We start from the raw sequence: 17,173 nt of genomic DNA on the forward strand, positions 1-17,173 counted from the left end.
GGCACGCTGTAGCGCGGTCCACCCGCCACACCGATGGTCTTACACTCAGCGGCTACCCCGCAGCTGCCGTGCGTCTTCGATGATCATTTCTGCCGCTTCCGATTACCGTGCCGCCGCGCAGGCGCGCCTGCCGCCGTTCCTGTTTCACTACATCGATGGCGGTGCGTACGCCGAGCACACCTTGCGGCGCAATGTCGCCGATCTGGCCGATATCGCGCTGCGCCAACGGGTGCTGCGCAATATGTCGGACCTGAGCTTGAGCACCGAGCTGTTCGGCGAGACGCTGGCGATGCCGGTGGCGTTGGCGCCGGTGGGGCTGACCGGCATGTACGCGCGCCGTGGCGAGGTGCAGGCGGCGCGTGCGGCGGCGGCGCGGGGGATTCCGTTTACGTTGTCCACGGTGTCGGTGTGCCCGATCGAAGAAGTGGCGCCGGCGATCGAGCGGCCGATGTGGTTCCAGCTCTACGTGCTCAAGGACCGCGGCTTCATGCGCAATGCGCTGGAGCGCGCCAAGGCGGCCGGGGTGACCACGCTGGTGTTCACCGTGGACATGCCCACGCCGGGCGCGCGCTACCGCGATGCGCACTCGGGTATGAGCGGGCCCAACGCAGCGCTGCGGCGCATGCTGCAGGCGGTGACGCATCCGCGCTGGGCCTGGGACGTGGGCTTGCTCGGCAAGCCGCACGATCTGGGCAATATCTCGGCGTATCGCGGCAGCCCGACGGGGTTGCAGGATTACATCGGCTGGCTGGGCGCGAACTTCGACCCGTCGATTTCGTGGAAGGATCTGGAATGGATCCGCGAATTCTGGACCGGGCCGATGGTGATCAAGGGCATCCTGGACCCGGACGATGCGCGCGATGCGGTGCGCTTCGGGGCCGACGGCATCGTGGTGTCCAACCATGGTGGGCGCCAGCTCGACGGCGTGCTGTCCAGCGCGCGGGCGTTGCCGGCGATTGCCGATGCGGTGAAAGGTGAGCTGAAAATCCTGGCCGACTCGGGCATCCGCAGCGGGCTGGATGTGGTGCGCATGCTGGCGCTGGGCGCCGACGCGGTACTGCTTGGGCGTGCGTTCGTGTACGCGCTGGCAGCCGGTGGCCAGGCCGGTGTGGAGAATCTGCTGACCTTGATCGAACGCGAGATGCGCGTGGCGATGACCTTGACCGGCACGCGGTCGATTGCCGAGATCAGTGGCGATGCGTTGAGCCGGGTGACGCGGGAGACTTCCGTTTCGCCTTGATGAGATTCGAATCAGGAGTTAGGACTGTGAGATCTCAGTTGTGTTGCGGGGATTAAGCGATGCGGATCTGTCGTTTGTAGAGCGGATGATCTGCGGTTTGGCTGCGGCGTCCTTGCCCGCCCACCATCGCAGGACACGCCGCAAGTACGTCCGTGTAGGCTCTTACGCGGCATCCATGCCGCGTAAGAGCCTGCGACGGTGGGCGGGCAAGGACCAGTCGAGATGGTCGGTGCGCATAGTTTCAATAAACAGCCAGCAAACTGTCGGGTGCGGTGTCCTCGCTGCGACCTCGACGCTGTGAGTTTGCTGCAGGGCCCTTGCCCGCCCACCATCGCGGGACACGCTGCAAGTACGTCCTTGTAAGCTCTTACGCGGCATCCATGCCGCGTAAGGTCCCGCGACGGTGGGCGGGCAAGGACCCGTCGAGATGGTCGGTGCGCACGGTCAAGAGCAGTGCGGGATGTGCATTTTGGATAATGGCGTATCAACCCAATGCCGATGCACCTGGAGCGAAAGCAGCTTTTCACGCGACCACCGACCAACTTCCTGGTGCGGTGTCCTCACCGATTGCGGGACCGTGTGGCGGCATGGATGCCGCCACCGAGCCTACATGGACGTACTTGCGGCGTGTCCCGCGAGCGGTGAGGGCACCGCGCGCTCGACCAACCAGGCTTTTGACCTGAGCCTCCGGCTCAGAGCGGCTAACAAAACGTAGCGAGCGTTCGTCAGGTGGGGTGCGGACGGCGCGCTCAGAACCGGAGTGTACGAGTGGTAATGCCGATTCCGAACACAGGCCGCGCCCGCGTGGGGGCTGTGCAGTAGGTTTGTTAGCCGCTCTTAGTTCTTATCGTCGCCTGTGGGCAAGTATTGCCGCAACGCCAACACCGATGCCCATGGGTCTGCGCGTTGGCGCTTGGCACGTTGCAATGCCTTGTCCATTGGAAACGCATCCGGGCCGCTGATCTTGCCGAGTTCTTCCCAGCGCAGCGGCACGGCGACGGTGGCTTCTTCGCGGGCGCGTAGCGACCACGAACACACACTGGTGTTACCGCGCCCGTTGCGTAGCCAGTCGACGAAGATCACGCCGTGGCGCTTGGCCTTGCTCATGGTCGCCACGTAGCGGTCCGGGGTGTGCGTTGCCAGTGCCTGTGCGAACGCTTCGCAGAAATCGCGCGCCTGCTCCCAACCTGCCTCCGGCACGATCGGCACCACCACGTGCAGGCCCTTGCCGCCGGACAGGCGCACCGCGCTCTCCAACCCCGCGCTGCGCAGCTTGGCGCGGATGTCGCGCGCGGCGGCGACCACATCGGGCCAGGACACGTCGTCGCCGGGGTCCAGGTCGAACACCAAGCGATCCGGATGCTCCGGGTCGTCGATTTGCGCGCCCCAGGGATGTAACTCCAGCGTGTTCATCTGCACCAGCTCGAGCAGGCCGGCGGCATCTTCGACATAGATGTAGTCCTCGGTGCCGCTTTTTTGCTTTAGCGGAATCGCCTTGATATGCGCGCCCAGCTGGCGACCTTCGTGCTTCTGGAAGAAGCACTCGCCGCCGGCGCCGTCGGGGCAACGCAACAGCGACAACGGACGGCGGGCGATCTCCGCCAGCACCAGCGGCGCCACTGCGCGGTAGTAGTCAGCCACATCGCCCTTGGTGATGCCCGTTGCGGGAAACACCACGCGCTCGGGATGAGTGATGGTGATGCCGTCTGTGGGCGTGGATGTGGACTCAGTGGACTTGGACGCTGCGGATTTCGACGCCCTGGATCCGGGCACTGCAGTTTTCGATATGGCGGTCGTCTTCGATGCCGTCGAACGCACGCGTTTGCTGGTTGTCTTGGTGGATGCTTCCACTGTCGTTTTGGTTGCTCTTTTCGTCGCCGTCTTGCGCGCAGGCGCAATGGCCGTCGCCGTACTGCCACTTTTGCTCGCAGCACGCGGCTTGCCCGGCGCGGCGCGATCGCCGCCCAACTCGCTCATAGGTTTGTCCTCACGCAAACGCTTGAACGCGGCTTGCCGCAGCAGCCCTTCCTTGGCCCAACCGCGAAAGGCCACCTCGGCGATCAACACCGGTCGCACCCAATGCACATCGCGTGGCCGCCCCGGAATATGCGTGGGCAATTCCAGCGTGGCGGTGTCGCTATGCAGCGCCTGCAACAGCGTGGTGATCTTGCCGAGCAAGGCATCGTCGAAACCGGTGCCTACACGCCCGACATAGCGCAGCGTCTTGCCGTCGCGTTGCGCCATCAGCAAGGCGCCAAAACCACTACGTGCGCCCTTGGGGTCGGTGTAGCCCACCACCACGAACTCGTCACTGTTTGCGTGCTTGGTCTTGACCCAATCGGCGCTGCGTCCTTCGCGATAAGGCGCGTCAGCCAGCTTGCTGACGATGCCTTCCCAGCCGGTGCCGGCGCTGGCCGCGAACACTTCCGGGCCGTGACCGATCACATGGTCGCTATAGGCCAGCGTACCCGGTTGATCGCCCAGCAACTCGCGCAGCAATTGCTTGCGCTGCAGTAACGGGGTGCCGCGCAGATCCACCCCAGCGACGCCGAGCAGGTCGAACACGATGTAGCGCAGCGGTTGTGTGACGCTGCCATCGAGCGCGCGTTGCAGCGCCGAGAAATCGCTGCGCCCTTGCGCGTCCAGCACCACCAGCTCGCCATCCAGGCGCGCATCGCGCACTGGCAACGCCTGCAACGCGCGCACCACATCCGGAAAGCGCTGCGTCCAGGCCTGGTCGTTGCGTGAGCGCAACTGCACGTTGCCATCGACCAGATCGGCCAGCAGGCGATAGCCATCCCACTTGATCTCGTGCAGCCAGCGCTCACCCTCCGGGGCGTGCTCGCGCAGCAAGGTCAGTTGCGCACGCAGCTCGGTTGGGCATGGCGCATCTCGTGCGCCGTCCAGCGCCAGGGCGCGGGTACGCCACTGTTTGGATTCTGCACGCCCTGAGCGCACACGTTTGCTTGTCACTGTCGATGTCTCGGCGATTGCTTCTGGCGGCACACGTTGCGCACGGCTAGCCTTGCCGCGCGTTGTCACCGACGCTGTCTTGGTACGCGTTGCCGAAGTTGCCACACCCGACGCACCGGCGGCCTGCTGCGCCACCAGTGCATCGGCATCCAGATCGGCCGCGTAGGCATCGGTGCGCTTGAACAGCAGCCACTGCGGTTTGCCGCCACGCATCTGCGTGCGCACCAACGCAAAGCCACCGCGCAGCAACGTGCCCTGCAACTCGAATTCCAGCTTGCCCGCCTCCAGCGCCGCCAATGCGTCGCCCTCGCAGTGCCAGTGGCCGTGGTCGAAGACGTCCACATGCCCGGCACCGTAATGCCCTTGCGGGATATCGCCTTCGAAACTGGCGTACGACAACGGATGATCTTCCACCTGCACCGCAAGGCGTTTTTCGCCAACGCGCAACGAAGGACCCTTCGGCACGGCCCAACTCTTGAGCACGCCATCGGCTTCCAGACGGAAGTCGTAATGGCGCGAGCTGGCGTGGTGCAGCTGCACCACGAAGATCGGCTGCTTGCTGGCGCGCGCAGGCGTCTCGCCGGCCGGTTCCGGTGTCTGGTCGAAGCGGCGCTTGGCGTTGTAGTCGTGCAGTGACATGGGCTGGGCCTATCCGGCCTTGCGGCGCGGCGGTGCTTTCGCAGCCGCTGTTTTGGTCGGCTTGCTCGCGGTCTTTTTGGTGGCCTTCTTGGCCGCCTTCTTGGTTGCGGTTTTCTTGGCAGGCGCTGCTGCCGGCGCACTGCTTTTCTTGGCCGGCGTGCGTGTATTGGCTTGCAGGCTCTTCTGCAGCAGCGACATGAAATCGACCACGTTGGTGGTGGCGTCTTCGTGCTGCGGCGGCTCGATGTCCACCTTGGTGGTACCGCCCTTTTCCTGGATGCGCTTGCGCAGCAGCTGCTCCAGCTTGCCGCGGAATTCGTCGTGGTAATCCTCCGGCTGCCAGGTGCCGGACATCGACTCGATCAACTGCCTGGCCATCTCCTGTTCCTTGGGCGTGATGCGGTATTCGCCCACCGCGCCGGTCGGCAGCTTGAAGTCCTGCGGGTCCACCACTTCCTGCTGGTAGCGCAGCAGGAGCAGGATCAGCGCATCGCCCTGCGGCATCACCGCCGCCAGGTATTCGCGGGTACGGATGACCACTTTGGCGATGCCCACCTTGCCGGTGTCGCGTAGCGTTTCGCGCAGCAACACATAGCCTTTTTCGGCTTTCTTGCCGGGCACCAGGATGTAGGGCTTTTCGAAATAGCGCGGGTCGATGTCGGCGGCGTCGACAAAGGTCTCCACCTCTACCGTTTCATGGCTTTCCGGCGAGGCGGAGCGGATGTCCTGCTCCTCCACAATCACATAGCTGCCTTTGTCGTACTCGAACGCCTTGACGATCTCCTTCCACGGCACCTCGTCGCCGGTGTCGGCATTGACGCGCTCGAAGCGGATCGGCTTCTTGTCGCGCGAATCGAGCATGCGGAAATGCAGGTCCACCTTGCGCTCGCCCGACATCAGCGACACCGGCACATTGAGCAAGCCGAACGAGAGGGTTCCGGTCCAGATCGGTCGTGCCATCGGCGTGTGACTCCGGGTGCTGTTGGGGTAGCACATAGCTGTAACGCTGGCGCCGTGAGCCATGCGTGAGCCGTGTGTGGGCAGCTGCCACTGCGCCCCCTTCACCCGACGCGCGGTCAACTGCGCAACCATCTCGACTCTCAGGAGAATCGTATGTCCCGTGACCCACTGCGCGACCAACCGAGCCAACCGGGCGAACAACACGGCAAGCGCGATGCCGAACACTACGAAGACCGCGGTGCCGGCGATGCGCCCGACAAGCTGATTCCTGCCGATAGCGACACGCCGGCCAAGAAGCCGGGCACTGCACTGTCGACATTGACAGACCGCTGAAAACAGCCGGCTGAAATACCCGCCCGGCGGCACCAGCCAGGCGGGTATGCGTTACGCCCGACCTGCTGCCTGCAGTCGGGCAAATTCTTCATCGGCAAACAAGCGCGAGCGCACCAGAAAGCGCACACCTTCGCCGTTCTCCAGCGAAAACATGCCGCCGCGCCCCGGCACCACATCGATGATCAACTGGGTGTGCTTCCAGTACTCGAACTGCGAGGCGCTGATGTAGAACGGCGCACCGCCGATCTCGCCCAGCAGCACGTCACGGTCGCCGACGATGAAATCGCCCACCGGAAAGCACATCGGCGAAGACCCATCGCAGCAGCCGCCGGATTGATGGAACAGCAACTCGCCATGCCGTGCGCGCAGCGTTTCGATCAACTGCAACGCCGCCAAGGTAGCCATGACCTGCGGCGGCATCTCCGATTGCGTGGTGGATTGCGTGGTGTGCTGCATCGTCCGCCTCCTGCAGCCGCATCAGGCCGCCCTGTCAGGCACGATACGCCTCTCACGCTGCTGCGCGCATACGTTCTCCGCGGAGTGTCACGCGACCGTGCTGCAAGGTGCAGCCCGACCTACGCAGCTGCGCCGATTGGACAACCGTCGTGGCGGGGAGCTGCCTGCTGTCCGATGCGGCACGCTGCGGCGCTGCTTGAAGCGCCGCCTCATCAGAGGTTGCGGGCTTAGATCTTGATGAAGTTGTGCGTGGACAAGGCACCGAACGGCAACGAGGCAAGCCGGCCGCCAACCTCCAGCGAGCCCAGATCCGCCGCGAAGAAGCCGGCAGCCTCGATGATCTTGCGAACCTCGGCCTTGGCGTCTGCGTCATCGCCCGAATAGAACAGCACACGCTTGCCGCCGGCAACCTCTGGCTCTGGCAGCACGTTGACGTCGAGATGGTTGAATGCCTTGACCACGCGTGCACCCGGAACGAACTGGCTCAGCACTTCGCTGGAATGCTTGTCACCCAGATCGACCGCCTTGATGCCGTAGGCGGCAAGCGGATTGCTGGGGTCCTTCGCATCTTCCGAATTCGGGTCCAGGAATTCGACCGGATTGGTGCCGTCGACCACGATGCGGCCGTTCCATGCCGGCAGGCTACCCAGGACGCTCTCGATATCGCTCCAGCGGATCGCCGCGAAGACGATATCGGCACTCGCCGCTTCCGCCGTGGTACCCGCCGTGATCGACGGGCCCAGCTCCTGCACCAGCGTTGCCAGCGAGTCGGGGCCGCGGCGATTGGAAATGGTGGCCGAAATTCCGTGCTTGGCGAGCGCACGTGCAATGTTGGAGCCGAGGGCGCCGGAACCGATGATACCGATACTCATGATGTTCTCCTGATAAGACGTTGGGGTTGAAAGCAAACGGCCGCCGGCGCCACATGGGCCGATCGGGTGTTGAGACATCGAACGTACAAACAGCTCATTAATATATTTGTGTCACTTACTCTATTACATTTATTGAGAAAACTTCACCACACCAGCGGGATCGAAAACTTTCCAAGCCGCGCCACCTCTGCTGCGACCGACGCAATACTGGTTTTTGCCAGCTCCGCTTCAAGTGCTTTGCGTGCCCGCGCCAGCGGCGGGCCAAGCGCTTCGAGGATATTTCCGCCGACTGCGCAGTTCTCGCAAGGTGGCGTTCGATGCGTAGGGAACAACTCGGTATCCTCGACGGCCTGATAGACGTCCAGCAGCCGTATCGTCTTCGCCTGCCTGGCAAGCAGGGCGCCGCCGCCCGCCCCGAGCTGCGAACGGGTCAGGCCGGCCTCGGCCAGACGCGACAACAACGCGCGCACCACGACCGGCCCGGTATTGGCCGAGTACGCCAGATCTTCGGAGCGCAGCGGTTTGCCATCGCTGACGGCCAGTGACGTCAGGATGTGGACCGCAACGACGAAGCGGGTGCTGGTGGGCATGTCGGCCTGCTTGTGAATGTGTGTAACCAACATTACAGCACACTTATTAGACTGTCAACACGTTGGTGCGCCGCGTGCTCGCGCACTGCTTGAGCCGATCGATCATCAGCGGCCCGCAGGCCCCGGGGGCGCGGCATTGCGGTAGATCGCCACATTGGCAACTGCGCTCCACCAAGCGGCAGGCCCTTCACTGCAAGTTCGACCAGGCGCCTCGGCGAGGTCCTTGTCCACCGTATGTAGCGGCATCTCTCCCCAACCCAGCCCGCTGACCAGCAGCGCGTGCTTGGTGGACAGGTCTGCCAGGTCCCAGGTCAATGGCGAGCTGGCGGACGGCCGTTGTGCCGACAGTTGCGAGCGATCGGTGAGGACCAACTGCACAAGGAGTGGCGGCACGATCGTCAATACCGCATCGCTGAGCGATTGGCGGATGAGCAGTTGCAGGACACGGAATGGGCCGACTACATGCTGGGCAAGACCCTGCTCGGCCGGCTCGGCAAGCCGGAGGAAGTTGCGAACGTTGCGTTGTTTCTCGCCTCCAACGAGAGCGCGTGGACGGCGGCATGGCGGGCTGGTGAGTTGATGTTGCGGCAAGCGCAACCTGGGTCACGCTTGCCGTGACAACACTCAGAAAAACCCAAGCGCCTTCGGCGAATAGCTCACCAGCAGGTTCTTGGTCTGCTGATAATGGTCGAGCATCATCTTGTGATTCTCACGACCAATCCCCGACTGCTTGTAACCGCCAAACGCAGCATGCGCCGGATAGGCGTGGTAGCAGTTGGTCCACACGCGCCCGGCCTGGATCGCGCGGCCCATGCGATACAGCCGCGCCGCATCGCGACTCCACACGCCAGCGCCCAGGCCGTAGAGCGTGTCGTTGGCGATCGCCAGCGCCTCGGCTTCGTCCTTGAAGGTGGTCACCGACACCACCGGGCCGAAGATCTCTTCCTGGAACACGCGCATCTTGTTGTGGCCCTTGAACACGGTCGGCTTGACGTAGAAGCCCCCGGCCAGCTCGCCATCGAGCGTGTTGCGCTCGCCACCGATCAACACTTCGGCGCCTTCCTGTCTGCCGATATCGATGTAGGCCAGGATCTTTTCCAACTGCTCGCTGGAGGCCTGCGCGCCGACCATGGTGTTGGGATCGAGCGGGTTGCCTTGCTTGATCGCCGCCACCCTTGCCAGCGCTTTTTCCATGAATTTGTCGTAGATCGATTCCTGGATCAGCGCGCGCGACGGGCAAGTGCACACTTCGCCCTGGTTGAAGGCGAACAGCACGAAGCCTTCCACCGCCTTGTCGAGAAAATCGTCGTCTTCGGCCATCACATCGGCGAAGAAGATGTTGGGCGATTTGCCGCCCAGCTCCAGCGTCACCGGAATCAGGTTCTGGCTGGCGTACTGCATGATCAGCCGGCCGGTAGTGGTTTCGCCGGTGAAGGCGATCTTGGCGATGCGCGGGTTGCTGGCCAGCGGCTTGCCCGCCTCCAGGCCGAAGCCGTTGACCACGTTGAGCACGCCGGGCGGCAACAGATCGCCGATGACATCCATCAACACAAGGATCGATGCCGGGGTCTGCTCGGCCGGCTTCATCACCACGCAGTTGCCGGCGGCCAGTGCCGGTGCCAGTTTCCAGCAGGCCATCAGCAACGGAAAATTCCACGGAATGATCTGCCCGACCACGCCCAACGGTTCGTGGAAGTGATAGGCGATGGTGTCGCTGTCGATCTCGGAGATGCCGCCTTCCTGTGCACGAATGGCACCGGCGAAATAGCGGAAGTGATCCACGCATAGCGGCACATCGGCATTGAGCGTTTCGCGTACCGGTTTGCCGTTGTCCCAGGTTTCGGCATACGCGAGCAGTTCAAGATTCTGTTCGATGCGGTCGGCGATCTTGAGCAGCACATTGGAGCGATCGGTAGTGGAGGTCTTGCCCCATGCCTCCTTGGCCGCATGCGCCGCATCCAGCGCCGCTTCGATGTCCTGCGTGTTGGAGCGCGCGATCGAGGTGAACACCTTGCCGCTGATCGGCGTGGTGTTGTCGAAGTACTGGCCGCTTGCCGGCGCCACCCACGCACCGCCGATAAAGTTGTCGTAGCGCGGTTTGAAAATCGAGGTCGGGTCGGTATTCAACGGCTTGGTGGAGGGAAGCGCATTCATCATGGTCTCCTGCTGCGATGGTCCGATGCGAACGTGTATACCCGCGCAAGTGCTAGCGCAATGTCATGTCATGCGCTGTTGCGCTGCGTCATTGCGGCGCAGCCGTTTTTTCGTACGCAGCTGTGGAAAGTGCGCTGCAGCGCATCATTGCGTGCACGGAGATAACTAGGGAAGGTCTGAACAATGAGGCCTGAGAGTGCGGGATGTCGCATCGTTCCGGAGAGTCGCGTTTGGATCTTCGGATTTTTCGCAATTTCTGGAGCTTTCCTTGGGAATTCCCCGGGTTACAGGCGCACGCTCCCCATCGTCGGCAGTAACTGCTTTCGCTTCATCCACAGGTTCGATAGCGCAAACAAGGTCAGCACCTGCGCGGTGTTCTTGGCCAGGCCGCGATAGCGGACCTTGGTGTAGCCGAACTGGCGCTTGATCACCCGGAATGGATGCTCCACCTTCGCGCGCACGCTGGCCTTGAAGTGTTCCCAACGTCTTTCCCGAGCACGCTCGCGTTTGTTGCCGAGGGCTTGCATCGTCGAGGGCCTGGCGGCGATGAAGAATGCAGCCTTGCAGGCCTGCAGTTCTTCGCGTTTGTCCGCACCGGTGTAGCCGCTATCGCCGAACACGCTGTCTTCTTTGCCATGCAGCAACGTGTGCATCACCGTGACATCGGCGACGTTGGCGGCTGTGCAATGGACGTGGTGCACCAACCCGGAAAATTCATCCACGCCGATGTGCGCCTTCATCCCGAAATACCACTGATTGCCCTTCTTGGTCTGATGCATCTCAGGGTCGCGCGCGTTGTCGGCATTCTTGGTCGAACTGGGCGCCGCGATCAGCGTCGCATCGACGATCGTGCCCGACCGCAGGCTCTGGCCCTTGCGCGCCAGATGCGCGTTGACCGCTTCCAGCATCCGCGCGGCAAGGCCATGGGTCTCCAGCAGGCGCCGAAAGTTGAGAATCGTGGTCTCGTCCGGAACGTTGTCCAAGCCACCGAGCTGGGCAAACCGCCGCAAGGTCGGGATCTCGTGCAGTGCTTCTTCCATCGCCGGATCGCTCAGCGCATACCACTGCTGCAGCAGATGAATCCGCAACATCGTCGCCAGTGCGTACGGCTGCCGACCTGGCCGGCCCGATACCGGATAGTGCGGCGCGATCAGACCGAGCAGTTGCTGCCACGGAACCACCTGCTCCATCTCGGCCAGAAAGATCTCGCGCCGGGTCTGCTTGCGCTTGCCCAGGCCCTCAGCGTCACCGAACGTCAGTTGCATGGATCACTCCTCAACATCAGGCGGGTAGTGTCGCGTATCTGTGGTGCGTTGTTCAGAGGTTCCCTAGTGCCAGTTTGCTGCGTGTAGCACCCGCAACGTGCGACACCATGGGCCGCAAGCAGCTGCGCACGCCCATCTCAGCTGCGCGGTGCCGCCGGCTTGACGAACCCGGGATCCGCCATGGCAGCAGTGCAGTCTTGCACCTGCTTGAATTGGTAAGCCAGCAACCGCCAACCGGCATTTGCCGACGACGACATCCATCGGTACTTCCATTGATAGCGAATGCCGGCGCCACACGCATCGATACCGACCTCATCGCCGCCATGGCCACGCACAGGGAAGGCAACCTCTGTGCTGGTCAGATCCGTGCGCCGATCCGCTCCTGGCGCGTGCGTGAAGTAGCTGGTCCGCACCTGGCCTAATTCGGCAGCGCTTGCCGGAAGCTTTAGCCTGGACGGCTGCTCCAGCAACCAGCGATACACTTGCGCCACCGCCGGACTGTTTGTCGGATAGGTGCGCGTCACACGCAAATCGCCCTGTTCCGCAGGCGTAGCGGCACTGGCCCACAGGCTGTTCGTGCCAAACACCGCAATCGACATTGCTGCCAAGAACTTCATCACGTGCTCCATGCATTGTGTGCGAGAAGTCGAGCCTAGCACGCACCTCACAGCTGACTATCCGCAGGCGCTGCAGCGATATCGTGTATGACAAAGGTGCGCAATAGGCAACTCGGTAGTTGCAACAACACATGTCACGCGGAGCTGGTTGCGTGCCACGCAACTGACTGGCACGCACTGCTCACAACCATGCACACCGACCATCTCCACTGGCCCTTGCCCGCCCACCCTCGCGGGACCTTACGCGGCATGGATGCCGCGTAAGAGCCTACACGGACGTACTTGCGGCGTGTCCCGCGAGGGTGGGCGGGCAAGGACCCTGCAACCAAGCCGCAGATCATGCGCTCTGCAGCCGCTCTGCACCCGCACGCACCGCAAAACAATCAAATCCAGACGTCGTTGTCAGCCGTGTACGCACCACCCGCATCGCCGGTGTTGACCACGCCGCGCGGCTCCACCAGCAACACGCTGCATTCCTGCTCTGCCACCGGCCGGTGTTCGACACCCTTGGGCACCACGTGCATCTGCCCGGCCGACAGCGCCACCACACCATCGCGAAACTCGATCGACATGTTGCCGTCCAGCACGATAAACACCTCGTCCGTGTCCGCATGCTGATGCCACACGAAGGCGCCTTGCAGCTTGACCAACTTGAACTGGTAGTCGTTCATTTCCGCCACCACACGTGGCGACCAATGCTGCGACAGCATCGCGAGCTTGTCGCTGAAATCGATCGGGGCGTAGCGCGTGTTCAACGGAAACATCCTTGTGCGGGGAATGCGCTTGCAAGCTTAGTGCATCGCATTGCCGGCAGTCACCGCCGCGTCAATGCGGCGCCTTGCAGCGACGCCCAGCGAACAGCGCGAGCGGTTTGCCGGGCACGATGCGCGCTCATGCGCGCGTGGTGCCGGTGTCTGCCGCGCGCCACGCCTGCACGGCCGCGGTGACCTGCGCACCGTGACTGGCGCTGACATCACGCGCGGCAAAGTCGTGCGGCCGCCGTTGCACCTGCGCGGCCAGCCGTGCGCAGGCGGCATGCCCGTCTGCCAGCACATCGGCCTGCTCGGTTGCGTTCAATGCCAGCAGGAGCGAGAAGCCGGTGGCCGAGATCGTGCAGTTGATGTCCAGCCAGTAGCGGTTGTCCTCGTGCAGGAGAAACCAGTCTGCGGGGGCGTGATCGATGACGATCATGGTGGGGCCTGGTGTGGTATTGGAGATGCAATTGCGCTGCTGTGGCCGTTGCGTGGCGACGCGCGTGTTATCGGGAAGGCTTCGTCGCGCCCGGGTGCGCTCCTACGGGCGGCGTGCGTGTTGTTGAACGCGCGCCGCCTTCGGGTAGCTCAGCCGCCGAAATCCCACTGCAGCCCCACCGTATAGGTGCGGTCCGGGCCGGGCTCGTAATAGCGCCCGTTGCCGTCGTTGACGATCACCGAGCCCACGTATTGCCGATCCAACGCGTTGTCGATGCGGACGAAGGTGCGCAGCCCGCCAAGACCCGTGGTCCAGCGCCTGGAGGCTTCCAGATTGACCAGCGCATAGCCGGGTGCGCGTTCGGTAGCCAGGTCGTTGACCACGGTGGCGTCGGAGACCACCGTTTCGGCGGCGAACTGCCAGTGCATCGGCTGCCACTGCCAGCGTGCGAACAATTGTTGACGCGGCACGCCCGGTAGGCGCGCGCCGCTGGCCACTGGCGCGGTGGGTGTGGCGCAGCCGCTGCTGGCGCAGGTGAGATACCCATCGCGCACGGTGGCATCGACGAAGGTGTAGGCCAGCTGTACTTGCTGGGTGTCGCCCACCGGTTGATTCCAGCTCAGCTCAGCGCCCTGGCGCCGGGTGGCGCCGATGTTGCGATAGGTGCTGCGGCCATTGGTGTTGCTGGCCACCGCCAGTTCGTCGTCGGTGTCGGCGCGGAACAGTGCGAACTCCACCGCTGCACCGCTTTGCGCGCGCCACTTGCTGCCGACTTCATAGTTGCGGCTTATCGCCGCGCCCAGATCCAGCGCCAGGCCGGCGCCGCCATCGCTGCGATAGCCCAACTCGTTGAAGGTGGGCGTTTCGAAGCCGCGTCCCACCGAGGCGTAGAAACGCAGATCGTCGGCGGCGCGAAACACGATGCCGGCCACCGGCGTGGTCGCCGAATAATCGCGCTGTCCGCTGTCGTCGGGATTGCGGCCGACGATGTAATGGTCGTCCGAGTCGAAGCGCACCTCGCTATGGCGCACGCCCAGCAAGGCGGACCAGCGCTCGCTCCATTGCCACCACAGCTGTGCGAACTGGTCCACGTTCTCGACCTGATCGCGCTGATTGCGGCGCAGCGCACCTTTGACGCCCAGCGTGTCGCCGACGAAGTTTTCGTAACCGGTGCGGTGCTGACGCTGGCGATCGACATTGGCGCCCACGGTCAGCTGCAGCGGCCGGCCCAACGCGTCGCCTTGCCAGGCCCAACGTGCATCGGCGCCTTCGTAATTGCTGTCCAGATCGATCACCCCGCCCGAATGCAGCGGGTTGCGCTGCACCGCGACCGGGATCGCCAGATACTGCTCCACGCTGCGCTGCCCGCCGTAGGCCATCAGCCGCAGCGTCTGGCTATCGAACTGCTGGGTGAAGATGGCGCCGGCCTGCGACTGGCGTACCGATTTGCGGGTGTTGAACTGGGTCGCCACCGCCGTGGCCTGGGCCGGGTCGGCATTGAACTGCGCACGCGTCAGGCCGAGCGGGTCCTGCGCATCTGGTGCATCGAGGTAATTGAGCACCAGGTCCAGCCGGCGGCCCTCGGCCAGATCGAAACCGAGCTTGGCATTGACCGAATCGCGTTTGGCGCGGCTATGGTCGCGGAAGCCGTCGGTTTCGAAGTGATTGGCGGCCAGGTTGTAGTGCACCGCGCCCTGCTGGCCGAGCAATTGCGCGCCCACGTTGGCAGTGGCATTGCTGCCATAGGTGGCACGCAGCCGCCACGGGTCGCCCGGCTTGCCGTCGGCGCTCCACAGCTGCAACACGCCGCCGGAGGAATTGCCGTACAGCGCCGAGAACGGCCCGCGCAGCACTTCCACCCGCTCGGCGCCCAGCACGTTGAAGTGCGAGAGCTGGCCCTGGCCATCGGGCATGCTGGCCGGGATGCCGTCCACCAGCAGCCGCACGCCGCGCACGCCGAAGGTGGAGCGCGCGCCGAAGCCGCGGATCGACAGCTGGGTGTCCTGCGCATAGTTCTGGCGGTCGCGCGCCACCAGGCCGGGGATGCCATCGAGCAGCTCGGACACCTGCGCGCCGCGGCGGTTGTCGTCGTCGGCCGCCACCACGGTGAACGAGGCCGGCAGGTCGAAGTCGTCCACCCCGTGCACGCGCGCGGCGTCCACCTGCACGGTGGGCAAGCGCTGGATCGGTGTAGACGACGGCGCCGTGTCGGCGGCCAGGGCGAGCGGCGCGGCGCTCGTGGCGAACAGGCCGCACGCGGCGGCCAACAAGGTGAGTCTGGGCATGGGCGTAGTGTCCCTCATCCGTACTGCGGGCGCATTGTTGCGTACGGAACGAAGCATGCTACGCCCGCCATGGGCTGCTACGATGAAGTGGTTTGGCCCAGCCGCGGTCAAGCACCCGGAAGTCCCTCACTCTTTCGTCCTTCAGCGAGTCATGCCGTGTCCTTCTTTGCAAACGTGGAACAGGTTCCAGGCGACCCCATCCTGGGCCTGACCGAGGCCTATAACGCCGATAGCCGCCCCAACAAGGTCAACCTGGGCGTTGGCATCTATTACGACGAAAACGGGCGCATCCCGCTGTTGCGCGCCGTGCACAAGATCGAGCAGCAGCTCGCGCTGGAGGCCAAACCGCGCGGCTATCTGCCCATCGACGGCCTGGCCGCTTACGACAAGGCCACCCAGGAGCTGCTGTTCGGCGCCGAGTCGGCGCTGGTGGCCTCCGGCCGCGTGTCGACCTCGCAGACCGTCGGCGGCAGCGGCGCATTGCGCGTGGGCGCGGACCTGCTCAAGAAGCTGTTGCCCACCTCCACCATCGCCATCAGCAACCCGAGCTGGGAAAATCATCGCGCGGTGTTCGGCGCGGCCGGCTTCGAGGTTGTCGACTACACCTATTTCGACGCCGTCAGCCATGGCCTGAACTTCGACGGCATGCTGGCCGATCTGGCCAAGCTCGAGCCGGGCACGGTGGTGCTGCTGCACGCCTGCTGCCACAACCCGACCGGTGCCGACCTGACCAAGGAGCAGTGGAAGCAGGTCGCCGGCGTGTTGAAGGAGCGCAACCTGTTCCCGTTCGTCGACATCGCCTACCAGGGCTTCGACAAGGGCATTGAGGCCGATGCGTATGCGGTGCGCCTGCTGGCCGCCGAAGGCATCGACAGCTACGTGGTCGCCAGCTCCTACTCCAAGTCGTTCTCGCTGTATGGCGAGCGCGTGGGCGCGTTGTCGGTGGTCTCGGCTACCGCGGCCGAAGCCAAGGCCGTGCAGTCGCAGGTCAAGCGCATCATCCGCACGATCTACTCCAGCCCGTCCACGCACGGCGCCGCCCTGGTGGCCGGCGTGCTGACCAGCCCGGAGCTGCGCGATCTGTGGGAGCAGGAACTCACCGAAATGCGCGAGCGCATCCACGCCCTGCGCGCGGGCCTGGTCGCCAAGCTCGCCACGCTGGGCGCGCCGGAGTTCGACTTCATCCAGCGCCAGGCCGGCATGTTCTCGTACTCCGGCCTGACCAGGACCCAGGTGGACCGCCTGCGCGACGAGTTCGCGATCTACGCCGTCGGCACCGGCCGCATCTGCGTGGCCGCATTGAGCCAGCGCAACCTGGAATACGTGGCACAAGCGGTGGCCACCGTCAGCCGCATGTGACTGCAGCGGCTGGTTGAAATGCCTAAACCGGGAGCGCGCGAGCCTCCCGGTTTTTTTGTGGTTGTTCGCCGCCCTTGCCGCCGCGCATAGGCGCTCAAACTGCGAGTGGTACCTGCCGGTAGCCCATGTCGTCGGCAACACATTCGCGCACGTTCGATCAGGTTTGCTGCAAAACGCGCATCAAGTGATCGAAATCTAACGGCGCAATAGCGACAATGGCGGACCACTTCCTACACAGG

At 64.1% G+C, this 17,173-nt stretch carries 15 protein-coding genes and 1 other RNA gene; 4 read left to right on the forward strand and 12 right to left on the reverse strand.

All coding sequences use genetic code 11. The features are described from left to right. Window positions 1–79: 79 nt before the first annotated feature. A complete protein-coding gene (gene lldD / locus NMB96_RS05170; protein ID WP_023902053.1) occupies window positions 80–1,240 on the forward strand; it encodes an FMN-dependent L-lactate dehydrogenase LldD in 1,161 nt (386 codons plus the stop codon). Window positions 1,241–1,939: 699 nt separating this feature from the next. Here the strand turns inward: lldD and NMB96_RS05175 are convergent. The 3 genes from NMB96_RS05175 to ku form a co-directional block, all read right to left on the reverse strand. Continuing rightward, window positions 1,940–2,016: non-coding RNA, sX9 sRNA (locus NMB96_RS05175), on the reverse strand. Between the two features lie 61 nt (window positions 2,017–2,077). After that, complete coding sequence (gene ligD / locus NMB96_RS05180) at window positions 2,078–4,852, reverse strand: DNA ligase D (RefSeq protein ID WP_023902052.1); 2,775 nt, start codon at window positions 4,850–4,852, stop codon at window positions 2,078–2,080. 9 nt (window positions 4,853–4,861) lie between these two features. Then, a complete protein-coding gene (gene ku, locus NMB96_RS05185; protein ID WP_023902051.1) occupies window positions 4,862–5,812 on the reverse strand; it encodes a non-homologous end joining protein Ku in 951 nt (316 codons plus the stop codon). Between the two features lie 153 nt (window positions 5,813–5,965). On the opposite strand from ku, the gene NMB96_RS05190 reads away from it, so the two are divergent. Next, the gene (locus tag NMB96_RS05190) at window positions 5,966–6,145 is read left to right on the forward strand and encodes a hypothetical protein (RefSeq protein WP_023902050.1); all 180 of its coding nucleotides are present in this window, start codon (window positions 5,966–5,968) and stop codon (window positions 6,143–6,145) included. A gap of 51 nt (window positions 6,146–6,196) precedes the next feature. Here the strand turns inward: NMB96_RS05190 and NMB96_RS05195 are convergent, their stop codons facing one another. From NMB96_RS05195 to NMB96_RS05205, 3 genes are all read right to left on the reverse strand, one after another. Further along, complete coding sequence (locus NMB96_RS05195; RefSeq protein WP_023902049.1) at window positions 6,197–6,601, reverse strand: DUF779 domain-containing protein; 405 nt, start codon at window positions 6,599–6,601, stop codon at window positions 6,197–6,199. 227 nt (window positions 6,602–6,828) lie between these two features. Then, on the reverse strand, window positions 6,829–7,473 hold the full coding sequence (locus NMB96_RS05200) for an NADPH-dependent F420 reductase (protein ID WP_023902048.1): 645 nt from the start codon (window positions 7,471–7,473) through the stop codon (window positions 6,829–6,831). A 143-nt stretch (window positions 7,474–7,616) separates the two neighbouring features. After that, a complete protein-coding gene (locus NMB96_RS05205) occupies window positions 7,617–8,063 on the reverse strand; it encodes an Rrf2 family transcriptional regulator (protein ID WP_023902047.1) in 447 nt (148 codons plus the stop codon). A gap of 336 nt (window positions 8,064–8,399) precedes the next feature. On the opposite strand from NMB96_RS05205, the gene NMB96_RS05210 reads away from it, so the two are divergent. Continuing rightward, a complete protein-coding gene (locus NMB96_RS05210; protein ID WP_192824378.1) occupies window positions 8,400–8,681 on the forward strand; it encodes an SDR family oxidoreductase in 282 nt (93 codons plus the stop codon). Window positions 8,682–8,687: 6 nt separating this feature from the next. Here NMB96_RS05210 and adh read toward each other — a convergent pair whose 3' ends face one another. The 6 genes from adh to NMB96_RS05240 form a co-directional block, all read right to left on the reverse strand. Continuing rightward, complete coding sequence (gene adh / locus NMB96_RS05215) at window positions 8,688–10,217, reverse strand: aldehyde dehydrogenase (protein ID WP_023902044.1); 1,530 nt, start codon at window positions 10,215–10,217, stop codon at window positions 8,688–8,690. Between the two features lie 284 nt (window positions 10,218–10,501). Beyond that, the gene (locus tag NMB96_RS05220) at window positions 10,502–11,482 is read right to left on the reverse strand and encodes an IS5 family transposase (protein ID WP_183086603.1); all 981 of its coding nucleotides are present in this window, start codon (window positions 11,480–11,482) and stop codon (window positions 10,502–10,504) included. A 137-nt stretch (window positions 11,483–11,619) separates the two neighbouring features. Continuing rightward, window positions 11,620–12,111 (reverse strand): hypothetical protein, encoded by a 492-nt coding sequence (locus NMB96_RS05225; protein ID WP_255086424.1) that lies wholly within the window; start codon window positions 12,109–12,111, stop codon window positions 11,620–11,622. A gap of 371 nt (window positions 12,112–12,482) precedes the next feature. After that, the gene (locus tag NMB96_RS05230; RefSeq protein ID WP_043888814.1) at window positions 12,483–12,863 is read right to left on the reverse strand and encodes a cupin domain-containing protein; all 381 of its coding nucleotides are present in this window, start codon (window positions 12,861–12,863) and stop codon (window positions 12,483–12,485) included. A 127-nt stretch (window positions 12,864–12,990) separates the two neighbouring features. Then, entirely contained in the window at window positions 12,991–13,290 is a 300-nt protein-coding gene (locus NMB96_RS05235; protein ID WP_023902040.1) for an FHA domain-containing protein, read from the reverse strand. A 149-nt stretch (window positions 13,291–13,439) separates the two neighbouring features. Then, window positions 13,440–15,575: a TonB-dependent receptor family protein gene (locus NMB96_RS05240; RefSeq protein ID WP_255086425.1), complete on the reverse strand. Its 2,136-nt coding sequence runs from the start codon at window positions 15,573–15,575 to the stop codon at window positions 13,440–13,442. A 156-nt stretch (window positions 15,576–15,731) separates the two neighbouring features. On the opposite strand from NMB96_RS05240, the gene NMB96_RS05245 reads away from it, so the two are divergent. Next, window positions 15,732–16,934 (forward strand): amino acid aminotransferase, encoded by a 1,203-nt coding sequence (locus NMB96_RS05245; protein WP_255086426.1) that lies wholly within the window; start codon window positions 15,732–15,734, stop codon window positions 16,932–16,934. Window positions 16,935–17,173: the final 239 nt, after the last annotated feature.

Origin of the sequence: Xanthomonas hortorum, assembly GCF_024339125.1 — a bacterium.
GTDB classification, from domain to species: Bacteria; Pseudomonadota; Gammaproteobacteria; order Xanthomonadales; family Xanthomonadaceae; genus Xanthomonas; species Xanthomonas hortorum.

What these genes read in the sequence shown, in the direction of transcription:
- lldD (WP_023902053.1), top strand. Translation starts at nt 80, where the DNA reads ATGATCATTTCTGCCGCTTCCGATTACCGTGCCGCCGCGCAGGCGCGC.
- NMB96_RS05220 (WP_183086603.1), bottom strand. Translation starts at nt 11,482, where the DNA reads ATGCAACTGACGTTCGGTGACGCTGAGGGCCTGGGCAAGCGCAAGCAG.
- NMB96_RS05240 (WP_255086425.1), bottom strand. Translation starts at nt 15,575, where the DNA reads ATGCCCAGACTCACCTTGTTGGCCGCCGCGTGCGGCCTGTTCGCCACG.
- NMB96_RS05205 (WP_023902047.1), bottom strand. Translation starts at nt 8,063, where the DNA reads ATGCCCACCAGCACCCGCTTCGTCGTTGCGGTCCACATCCTGACGTCA.
- NMB96_RS05235 (WP_023902040.1), bottom strand. Translation starts at nt 13,290, where the DNA reads ATGATCGTCATCGATCACGCCCCCGCAGACTGGTTTCTCCTGCACGAG.
- ligD (WP_023902052.1), bottom strand. Translation starts at nt 4,852, where the DNA reads ATGTCACTGCACGACTACAACGCCAAGCGCCGCTTCGACCAGACACCG.
- NMB96_RS05200 (WP_023902048.1), bottom strand. Translation starts at nt 7,473, where the DNA reads ATGAGTATCGGTATCATCGGTTCCGGCGCCCTCGGCTCCAACATTGCA.
- NMB96_RS05195 (WP_023902049.1), bottom strand. Translation starts at nt 6,601, where the DNA reads ATGCAGCACACCACGCAATCCACCACGCAATCGGAGATGCCGCCGCAG.
- NMB96_RS05225 (WP_255086424.1), bottom strand. Translation starts at nt 12,111, where the DNA reads ATGGAGCACGTGATGAAGTTCTTGGCAGCAATGTCGATTGCGGTGTTT.
- ku (WP_023902051.1), bottom strand. Translation starts at nt 5,812, where the DNA reads ATGGCACGACCGATCTGGACCGGAACCCTCTCGTTCGGCTTGCTCAAT.
- NMB96_RS05190 (WP_023902050.1), top strand. Translation starts at nt 5,966, where the DNA reads ATGTCCCGTGACCCACTGCGCGACCAACCGAGCCAACCGGGCGAACAA.
- adh (WP_023902044.1), bottom strand. Translation starts at nt 10,217, where the DNA reads ATGAATGCGCTTCCCTCCACCAAGCCGTTGAATACCGACCCGACCTCG.
- NMB96_RS05230 (WP_043888814.1), bottom strand. Translation starts at nt 12,863, where the DNA reads ATGTTTCCGTTGAACACGCGCTACGCCCCGATCGATTTCAGCGACAAG.